12 protein-coding genes are annotated in these 9,746 nt (G+C 41.9%); all 12 read right to left on the reverse strand.

The features are described from left to right. Positions 1–4: 4 nt before the first annotated feature. Positions 5–2,413, reverse strand: coding sequence for a VirB4-like conjugal transfer ATPase, CD1110 family (locus H6X83_RS04485; protein WP_212507959.1), 2,409 nt, complete (start codon positions 2,411–2,413; stop codon positions 5–7). Next, a complete protein-coding gene (locus H6X83_RS04490) occupies positions 2,394–2,765 on the reverse strand; it encodes a PrgI family protein (RefSeq protein WP_212507960.1) in 372 nt (123 codons plus the stop codon). The genes H6X83_RS04485 and H6X83_RS04490 overlap by 20 nt, the downstream gene beginning before the upstream one ends. Before the next feature lie 12 nt (positions 2,766–2,777). Next, entirely contained in the window at positions 2,778–3,635 is an 858-nt protein-coding gene (locus tag H6X83_RS04495) for a VirB6/TrbL-like conjugal transfer protein, CD1112 family (protein WP_212507961.1), read from the reverse strand. A gap of 11 nt (positions 3,636–3,646) precedes the next feature. Further along, positions 3,647–3,871 carry a hypothetical protein gene (locus H6X83_RS04500; RefSeq protein ID WP_212507962.1) on the reverse strand — a complete coding sequence of 75 codons (225 nt, stop codon included), beginning with the start codon at positions 3,869–3,871 and terminating at the stop codon, positions 3,647–3,649. After that, on the reverse strand, positions 3,872–5,560 hold the full coding sequence (locus H6X83_RS04505) for a VirD4-like conjugal transfer protein, CD1115 family (protein WP_212507963.1): 1,689 nt from the start codon (positions 5,558–5,560) through the stop codon (positions 3,872–3,874). It abuts the gene before it with no gap. Continuing rightward, positions 5,557–6,066 (reverse strand): DUF3801 domain-containing protein, encoded by a 510-nt coding sequence (locus H6X83_RS04510; protein ID WP_212507964.1) that lies wholly within the window; start codon positions 6,064–6,066, stop codon positions 5,557–5,559. The genes H6X83_RS04505 and H6X83_RS04510 overlap by 4 nt, the downstream gene beginning before the upstream one ends. Continuing rightward, the gene (locus H6X83_RS04515; RefSeq protein ID WP_212508489.1) at positions 6,041–7,423 is read right to left on the reverse strand and encodes a relaxase/mobilization nuclease domain-containing protein; all 1,383 of its coding nucleotides are present in this window, start codon (positions 7,421–7,423) and stop codon (positions 6,041–6,043) included. Before H6X83_RS04515 ends, H6X83_RS04510 begins: the two co-directional genes overlap by 26 nt. Next, the gene (locus H6X83_RS04520; protein ID WP_212507965.1) at positions 7,396–7,713 is read right to left on the reverse strand and encodes a plasmid mobilization protein; all 318 of its coding nucleotides are present in this window, start codon (positions 7,711–7,713) and stop codon (positions 7,396–7,398) included. The genes H6X83_RS04515 and H6X83_RS04520 overlap by 28 nt, the downstream gene beginning before the upstream one ends. A 176-nt stretch (positions 7,714–7,889) precedes the next feature. Next, the gene (locus H6X83_RS04525; protein ID WP_212507966.1) at positions 7,890–8,066 is read right to left on the reverse strand and encodes a hypothetical protein; all 177 of its coding nucleotides are present in this window, start codon (positions 8,064–8,066) and stop codon (positions 7,890–7,892) included. Positions 8,067–8,125: 59 nt separating this feature from the next. Next, a complete protein-coding gene (locus tag H6X83_RS04530; RefSeq protein WP_212507967.1) occupies positions 8,126–8,323 on the reverse strand; it encodes a hypothetical protein in 198 nt (65 codons plus the stop codon). Beyond that, the gene (locus tag H6X83_RS04535; RefSeq protein WP_212507968.1) at positions 8,298–9,317 is read right to left on the reverse strand and encodes an ArdC family protein; all 1,020 of its coding nucleotides are present in this window, start codon (positions 9,315–9,317) and stop codon (positions 8,298–8,300) included. The genes H6X83_RS04530 and H6X83_RS04535 overlap by 26 nt, the downstream gene beginning before the upstream one ends. A gap of 5 nt (positions 9,318–9,322) precedes the next feature. Next, positions 9,323–9,697 (reverse strand): single-stranded DNA-binding protein, encoded by a 375-nt coding sequence (locus H6X83_RS04540; protein WP_212507969.1) that lies wholly within the window; start codon positions 9,695–9,697, stop codon positions 9,323–9,325. Between the last annotated feature and the right edge of the window lie 49 nt (positions 9,698–9,746).

Consider the following 9,746-nt stretch of genomic DNA (forward strand, 5'->3'; position numbering starts at 1 on the left):
AAAATCACGTTCCTTCACGACGGCGTTTGTTTACATCAGACATAACGACCTTAAACAATTCCGTGTCATCCGGGTAACGATTATCAAATTCAACAATACTGTTTCCGGCTTTAAACAGCCCACAACCGCTGTCGCTGTGCTGCAGCTTTTTCACCTGGCGTCCGGAGAGATCCATGACCTGAGCCAAATCTTCAATCATATCAGGTTTCTGCCTGTAAAGCATAATGAATTCAGAATTGGAAAGAAGGGATTTTGAATCTTCATTTTTCAGGACATCCCGTACTTCCTGGGTCATACCAGTTGCAATTAAGCCATACTTACGGCCACGCTTCCAGCTGTCAATCAGCCACGAACCTGTATTGGCATTGCGCAATGAGTGATGAATTTCATCATTCCACAACCATGTAGTTTTTAATTTGGCCTGATTTTCAGAAATATGGTTCCAACACCAGTCCTGGATAATTGACATACCCATTAATTTGAGCTGTTTACCCAAATCACGAGTGTTGAAGCAAACTAACCGGTTGTTGATATCTATGTTTGTTTTTTTGGCAAAAATATTAAGCGAGCCTTCTACATAGATTTCCAAAGCACCTTTGAGAGCTTTTGCTTCCGGCTTGTCCTGATTTCCAAGCACTTCATAGAAGTCCTGAAAAGTTGGAATATTTGCTTTGCATGGGTGTTTTATATATTTCGCGTATATTTCTCTTACGCAATGGTCAATTACGGAACGGGTTATGGCATCAATACCATAACGGTAGTTTAAAGTGATTTCCAGCAATGAGATAATAAAATCTGATTTGAATGGAATTGGATCGGGTTCTTCTTCACCACCGTAATACTCATTAATGTCAAAAGGATTGAAATTGGTTTGTGAACCATTTGAAACTTTGATTACCTGACCGCCTAGCAGTTCAACAACCTTTGTAAATTCACCGTCTGGATCAATGATAATCATATCATCGTGTGTACGGAGAAAACACTCAATGATTTCAAGCTTTGCACCCATGCTTTTGCCGGAACCGGAAGCTCCAAAGTAAAACCCGTGCGGATTCATCAGTGTCTTTCTGTCCAGCATCAAAATGTTGTGAGACAAAGCATTCTTACCATAACAAAAGCCAGTAGGTTGTACAATTTCTGTTACGTTAAATGGAGTAAATACAGCGATGGAAGTTGTTTTAAAACTTCGTTTTACAAAAGTATCATTCCGGCCAAGTGGGACTACAGAATTTAGGGCATTTTCATGGTCAAATGTAAATGGGTGAATTGTACAGCCATGTTTTTTGGCAGGAGACATAACTTCTTCGGCAATGAGGTCAACTTCATCTTTGGTTTTACCGCGAACCATGATTAAAACATTTGCCATAAACATTTTTTCATTGCGTGTGCGAAGATCTTCCAAAAAGCGCGTTGTGTTTTTAATTTCCCCTTCCAACTCACGAGGAATTTCAGGTATTGGAATACCCGCTTTGCACTGGCGTGCAATGATATTGTATTTTTCGGTATCGAGCCGTTTTAATTTCTTTTCAACATCTTTAATAGCAATATCCGGGTCGGTTGGTTGTATGTTGATTGTAATAAACATATCGCGGTCGACTTTATCGGTCAGATCGTGAATCAATTCGTCAGATAGGTCATGCGGAAATGCTGAGAAGAAGAGGCACTGAACGTAATCATCACCGAGTTTAATGTAGCGGTCTCCCGGAACTTTATCAATGCCAAAGGGTGCGATTAGATCTTTGTCATATATGCCGTTCCGTAGTGTTTCTTCTCTACTTATAGGTGAGAGATCATCTGGACGATAGTATTCGCGTAACAGAACCAACCGTCCATATTTGTTAAGCTTGTGTGTGGCACATCCCATCGAGCGAAGCTGTGATAAAATGTCAGAATCAATTCTATTAAACCGCTGTTGGGCTGCCTCATAACTATTTTCGAGAATTGTCAACGTAATATATTTCTTTTTGATATAAGAATCAGAGCCAGTAAGACGCTGGTTAGCTGTATTGTTCAAGTCGTTGACAACAGTTTCCAAGTGCGCGCTGGAAGTTTGGGGACACGATACAAGAACATTTACGGCAGTCCGGGCAAGCTGCATATTGACAATATGCATTTGAATACCAATTGTATCATCAAAGGAATTTATGAGGTAGCAGTAATCCTCAAAGGCAGCAGTCCGTGTCTGATCATCGGTATTCGTGTAGTTAATATCATCAAAATTGTATGTGATGCTGTATTGGTGGTTTCCCAAATATGCGATTCCATCTTCATACAAAACATCATACGGAATGCTGCTCTGTGCCGTAGAACGCTTTTTCCACGGAAAATACACATTACTAATTCGCTTGTTGATGATATGCTCTGGGGGAAGAGAGGGCTTCTTTTTATGGGCTTTATTTGCTGTCAAGGTCATAAGTTTCTTCAATCTCCTTTATTTCGTTGTTGAGAATTGCAAAATCCTCATAGTAGTTTCTCATACGGAAAGGACGGTGTTTAGCATATTTGGCATCTTGCAATTTTAGTAGTAGGATGTGTTCAAAATGCAGTCCATCCTTTTTAATTACACTGAAAAAAATAATTGGAACACCAATCATACATGCTGCAAATCCGGCAGAAGTTACGTCACCGGTTAGCAAAAACAATGGGATAAAGACAGCCGCAACAACGATAAATGAAATTACAGCACATACAACTTGCCTCACAGTGAAGTTGCCGAAGAGCTTTGGCTCATATGCACTTATGTCATCCGGAATTTGTACAATCAATTGAAACCCTCCTTAAAATGTGTTCAGAATTCGTTTGGAAAGTTTGTCAGTAGATTTTAGTGCAGCGACCAGTACTACAGATAAGCCTATCAATCCCCAGAAACTACCCATTTGTGTGCCGAAATCTGCGAGACTCGCATTGCCCGCACTTGCATAATTTGCTACGGCTCTGGTTGCCACAATGCTATACAGGTATAGGCATATGATCATGAGAAAGCCTTGCAGAAGGAGAGCGAAAAACTGTTTGAAAAAGTTGAAGGCCAGCTGCCGTTCCTGTGTATTTACCAAGAAGGCCATTGGAACAGGTGAAATCACCCATAACAACGCCATTTCAAACAGTCGCCCAATGACGATTACAAAAATAAAGATTCCAATGATGTGTGAAATCAAGGAGATTGTACCTGTTTGTACCCACAATCCAAATTGACGGCCAAAATCAGCTTGATTAACAGAAGCCATTATGGAATCGACAATGGAATTTGTTTGTGCGGGCGTATAATGTAACGCTGCAATCAATTGTTTGAGGTAGCTGTTAATTATTGTTGTGAAGGCTTCCAACAACGAATAAGTATTGGAGATAATTAAAAACGGGATGATATACTTAATGCTGGTAATTGTAATCAGTTCAGCATCAAGATTGCTTCCGTTTTTTTCGTATACCTGAAGTAAGTCAATCGCCAGGCAAAATGCAAGAATTGTAAAAGCCAAAGGAACAATAGCAACAGTACACGCTTGTAATAACGTATGCCAGCGATCTGCACCAAAATATGATGCAGGGGTTTGTGCGATGTTGTCTCCGGAAGTTGAAAGTTGACCATTGATGACAGAATAAAAATCTGTCAAGTTGTCGCGAATAGCATTTTCAAACATCAGAGTCCTCCTTATTTAATACCAGCCATAGACTGTGCAGTCTGAACTTGCTGAATTGCCCACTGCATTAAAAAGAAAGCAATAGCAGCACCAGATGCACCACCAAGAATTTTTTTTATGCCGGTGCTGTTCTGCTGACCATCACCGTACATGTCATAAATGCCCCAAATTGCAATAATTGCACCGAATACGGTCAAGAAGATTTGCAAAATTTTCATAATAACTACAGAATCCATTTAATTTTCCTCCAATTTAATTTCAGTTATATATTTTGTTTGTATGGTTACTTCTTTACTTGGCGGAGAGCGGTAAAATAGATAACCTTGTTTTTGCCCGTCCGCCAATTGGGAGTAGTTTGGATGTGACTTAATATCATATTTTCGGGAATGGAAAGGAGAAAGCCCCTTGATACTTACAATGCATTCATCCATAGACAATTTTGATATTTCAGTTGCATCCAGCAATTTACGGCCAGCACTTTGCTCATTGATACTGTGATTGCCTTTTCCAGACATCCCTGCACCACTGTCGCCGGTACTTTTTGTAGTAATCGTAGTATCGCCAAGCATTTGTTCTGAAACATATTTTGTTGTCGTTTCACCGGTTCCACCGAGAAATAACTTAATTGGACAGTTCGACAAAATTGTGTCGTAGTCTTCTTTGTAGATATGCTTGATTTGTCCAAGATCTTGATACAGAAGTTCCAGACCAACATTATACTTTCTCATGGTGGCCAGTAAGTTTTCCAAATTCGGGAACTTGCCGATATTTGCAATTTCATCGATAATGCAGTGTAGATGTAAAGGAAGTTCGCGGCCAGGTAATGTTTTAGCTACTTTGGCCTGCGTGTTGAAAAGCACACTGAATAAAATTGCAATCATGTAATTGAATGTACGGTCAGTTTCATCCATAACCAAGAACAAGGCGGTCTTTTCCTGACCGATTTTCTCCAATCCAAGTTCATCTTCAGAAAATAAATCTGAATACTCCTGTATATCGAAATGCTGTAAGCGAATATCGACACTGATGAGAATGGATTTTGCTGTTTTTCCAGCTGCCAGTTTAAAGCCCTTGTATTGCTTGCAAGCAAAGCTTTGCGGATTCTGTTCTTCGAGTTTATGGAAAAGGATGTCAACTGCAGAAACAAAGTCTTCGTCTTCATCCTTAACCTCAGAAGCGTGCAGCAACTTCATAACAGATTCAATATTTTGTTCCTCCGGCGGGCACGTTTCAAGTATGTAGTTAATATGGGCTGACAGCCAAAGCCGTTCTGATTTCACCCAAAAGTCTTCCATTGATTGTGGGTTCGATTTATCGCCGGAGGTGTTGAGAATCAGCATTTCGATGAACTTCTGAACATCAACAGGTGTTTTATAATAATGAAATGGATTGAAATGCAGACTGTTGCTGGGACTGATGACATCAAAAACTTTGATCTTATATCCAGCGGCGGCCAGCATTGCGCCTTCACTGTATAAGTGTTCTCCGCTTGGGTCGGTAATCACATAGCTTCCGTTCATTTGCATGATATTAGGCTTAGCATAGAAGCGGGACTTGCCAGCACCAGTGTCACCTAAAACAAGCACATGATCCGCGAGTCTGGTCTTCTTTTGATCTATAGAAATTTGTTCGGTCTGAGACAAAATAATTGTATTTTGAAACTTTTTGTCTCGGAATGGTTTCAAATCTGACCGTTTACTCCAATGTGAAGAACCGTGTTCAATTCCGGCGTATTTTCGATACTTCGCATAAAATGACAGAGTAAGAAATGCAGTCGTACCAATAGTAAGCAGTATGGCAGTCTTATCGGAATAAGATAATATTGACGGATCAAAATTGCGCAGATATTGAAAAAAGAGATAGCTGCATACCAATGTGATACAACTTGGAATTATGAGGGCCATAATACGTTTTGGTTTTTTCATAAGGTAGGCTCACTCTTTTCACGTTTATGGCTTTTGGATTTAACATTTTCTTGAGCACGTGACCGATTAACCTTGAATGCTTCCTTTTGTGCTTCTTGTATTTTCTGCGCGAGGTCACCATGTTCCTGACCGTCCTTCAGAAAATCTTCCATAGCATGGCCTAGTTTACTCATATCTTTTTGCATATACGAAAAAATATAGTGAGACGGATCATTTTTTTCCCGCACCAGAGAGAAGCGCAGACCATATTTTTTAGCATATTGGTCAAAACCGTGCAATTCTTGTTTTGTAACGGCTGTGCACTCGATGCCTGACTGTTCTTTTGAAGAAGATTTAGTCAATTCATTCATTGACTTTTCCCCAGGCGCATATTCTTTTTCTGCTTTATTTTTATGATAATGCTTTTGAATAGCATGAATGATGCCGCGTAGTGTGGCTGCAGTAAGGTGTTCGGTTGCATGGACTGAATAAGATTCTATTTTATCGACTTCTTTTTCCCCAATCATGATAAACATCTCCTTTTTTGGTTGGAGCTTCTGCGTACACACGCTCCATTGTTCGTTTTGCTTCACTGATTTTTTCTAGGTCAGCCTGCAGGCCGTCATATTGTTGCCACAGCTTTTCTAATTGTGCGGAAGCACTGCTGTACAGATTTTGATACTGTTCTTTTGTCGTAGTATCCTTTGGACTAAGCCCCCTTTCACTTAATACAGCGGCAGCAGATTGATAAGCATTGATACTGTCATGATTTTGCTGGCGATACCGGTCTTTCAGCAATGCAGCATCTAAACCATTCATAATAGGTTGATACTTCTGAATGGCATCAAAGCTGTCGGTGACGACCTGCAAATTGTCAATGCGGTTTTCAAGTTCACGCATGGTGGTTTGCAGCTCAGCAGACTGTCCGACAATTTTTGAAATGATAGCAGTGAAGTCTTCGTAATTTTGAATATTGTTTTCCCGCAGCACTCCTTTCGTGCGAAACATGGATTCAATTTGGTGCAGCTTCTGTGAGTAGGAGAGGGACTGTTCTTCTTCTGGCACAGGAATGTAAACGCCGGTTGCAATGCGCTGGCGTATTGCGGATTCTTTGTAGGCGTCCCCAAGCGTGTAGGTACGGATATTGCGCTTCTGTCCATTAGTCCGATGTCGAAAAGCCAGATACTTTCCAGATGCTTTGCAAAAATAATCCTCGCCCATGAGAGCGAGGAATTCGTTATAGTCTTTTGCTTTTTCAATGCAGCGGTCAATATCGTTTTTAATGTAAGTGCGATAGGATGTGGGGTTTATCCAAGTGTACTTATGCCGCCGGTCACGGTTTCGATTTGGCGTAACAATCGAAAGTCCATATTCTTCGCAAAGCTTGTCACTGACTTCTGCCAGCCGCTTCGGTGTAAACTTGTTTTGACGGAAGCGGGTGAGATCATCACCAATAATATTAAAAGTGATATGGTTGTGCATACAGTGTGAATTTATATGAGTTGCAACAACGTATTGATACTTGACCAGACTTCCATTTTTATTTTTGTTTCCGTACTGTTCCAAAAACTTTTCAGCAAGCTCACAACCCAGCGTATGCGCGGTTTGTGCATCTACTTCGTTAGGCTTAAATGACTGGCGCATGGTCATGAGAATATACTTTGAACGGTTGTCCACAATCGTCCGGCCTTTCACATCCTCATACTGCTTTTGCAGCAGCGCCATTTCTGCTATGGCGGTCTGACTTTCACAATTTTGATAAGTAACATATTTTCCTCCTTCTGTCTTTTCGGGATTTGTGATGTATTTGATGGAATCCCGAATTGTGATTTGGGCAGTACGCCCAGGACGGATGCCTATTCCTTCGATGTAAGTTGTAGCAATATTTCATCCACTCCTTTCCGCACTTCTGAAATATCCTTGGCACGTACATCACCAAAAGTATTGGCAGCGCGTGCCAGCTGGTTAACGTTGGTGCCGAGTTTGTGCAGCTCATGCAAAATCTGTTTAAGCAGCGCGTAATCTTTTTTGATGATGAACCCATCAAGCGCCATTTTGCGAATGTACGCTTCACGATTTTTGATGCCGACCGTGTCCATCTTCAACTTCAAAAGTTGAAGTTCTCCGTCTGAGAAGCGGACTATAATTTCTCGATTGCGAGTTCTCCTTTCCATTATGGTTACCTCCATTTTATAATTTGAAGTTTGCTTGTAATTGATTTTTTTGCGGTAGCAAAGGGTATTAGGGGCAGCGCCCCTAAAGAAATTTCACAAAACCGGTGGAAACCGGTTCTTGCGAAAAGTGGCATTTGGATATCCAAATGCAGTGCTTGCCAGTCATGGAATGCGATTCACTTCGCCTGCGGCGCTTTCACTTTAAGGAGAAGGACTTTCAGGGCGCTGCGGTCACTTTCGTTCTCGGCCGCCACAACGGAATCTTCGAGAATTTGCATTTGCTGTGCTGCCGGATAGGAGGAAAGCTCTGCCAAAATGGCCTGTTCCTCATCCGTGTAAAACACTTTTTTCATTTTGCATTACCTCCTGAATTCATGTTACAATGTTTGACGATAGGTTGTGATAATTTGAATCACTCAACTGTGAATTTTGAAGACATCCTCGAGTTTTTGTGAATTTCAATGCCCTTACCGGATACACCGAAGAAAAAGCCCTGTGGACTTAAGTGCTTGAAAAAATCCTTACCGTACACACTAACCCAATATTCTTGAGGGCTTGAAAATTTAGAGGAATCAATTCTTTTCTCATCCTTGCAGAACATTTTTTTCATTTTCTTTTACCTCCTGAATTTTTGGAAATCGTTCTGCGTTGACTGCCTGTGCTTTCTGCTGTGCGGTGTGTAGTTGCTGGTCGAGGGAAAGCGGCTGTGCGCTTTTTTCCTGCTCACGACTTTTCTGAATCTCTTCAACGGTACTGTCTACCTCGCTGATCAGCTGGTGTGCATTTGCTTGAATGTTGGCAAGAACTTCGGAGAGCTTTTCAAAGTCCATACCAGTCGCCCATGCTGCAATATAATCGAAGCTGTACTCGGAAGTGTCCAGGCCCAGGTGGTCAGCAACGATGAAGGCAGTCGCTTCCGCTTCTACTTCGGCCTGCTTTCGGGGCTTGCCGCTGACAGCGTGCTGCAGTGTTGCATGACCAATTTCATGAATCAGCGTTTTGATGGTTTGTGCATCTGACATTCCATAGTCCAATGCAATTTTTTCGTTGGAAAAATCACAGTAACCATGCGAACCGTCATGCAGATGCTCAAAGACAACCGGGAAAGGGGAGACCTCTTTCAATGCCTGAAATACATCAGCATAGTTGTCAACGCTGCCCTGCAGCAGCGGGCAGATTTCTGGAAGCGGTTCTCCATTCGTTTGTGAAACATCAAAGACGTGCGTTACTTTGAAGCGGAGCAGCGGCTTGGTTTCGATTGTAGTCACAGGGTTGCCCTGACCATCAACCTTGATTGTGCCATCTTCATTATGCTGAGTTGTTTCTACTTTTGCTTTCACCGTGACCGGCGCGAAAATTTCAATTCCTTTCTCGCCGCGCAGCACATGGCGGTTTAGTTTTTTCCAGACGCCAAATCCGGCCACCTGCGAAGCGTCAGGTTTTTGCATCAGTATGAGCAGCGTATTTCTGAAAGAATAGCCGTGGAACAAAGAGGCCATTCTCAAATATTTTTGAAAATGCTCACTCGTGAAAGTTACCTGAATTCCACTTTCCAGCTTTTTCATCAGTTCATCTTTTTGTGCTTTTCTTTCATCTGCTTCCACGAAAATCACATCCTTTCGTCGTATGGCGGCAAACCAGAATCATCAGTGTCTGCGTATTGTGTGGCAGGCTTTCCACCGGCAAAGTCAGCGTTGTTGACAAGTATTTCTGTCTTGTAGCGTTTCTCTCCTGCAGTGGTTTCGTAACTGCTGTTTTGCAGCCGTCCGCTGATTGCTACGAGCTGGCCTTTAACAAAATTGCTGCAGATGAACTGTGCAGTGCGTCCGAAGGCAACGCATTTGAAAAAATCACAGCCGGATTTTTTGCCGCCAATCCACGGCCTGTCAACGGCCAGTGCAAACTGAACAGAAGTGGTTTTTCCCTTTTCGTTGAGCCGTGGTTCGTCTACCATGCGGCCATTTAGTGTACAAATGCTTAACATCTTTTATCCCCTTTCTGCGACAAATTGTCGCACCAATATTCACGTCGGA

The sequence above is a fragment of the Caproicibacterium amylolyticum genome (assembly GCF_014467055.1).
In the GTDB taxonomy this organism is placed as follows: Bacteria; Bacillota; Clostridia; order Oscillospirales; family Acutalibacteraceae; genus Caproicibacterium; species Caproicibacterium amylolyticum.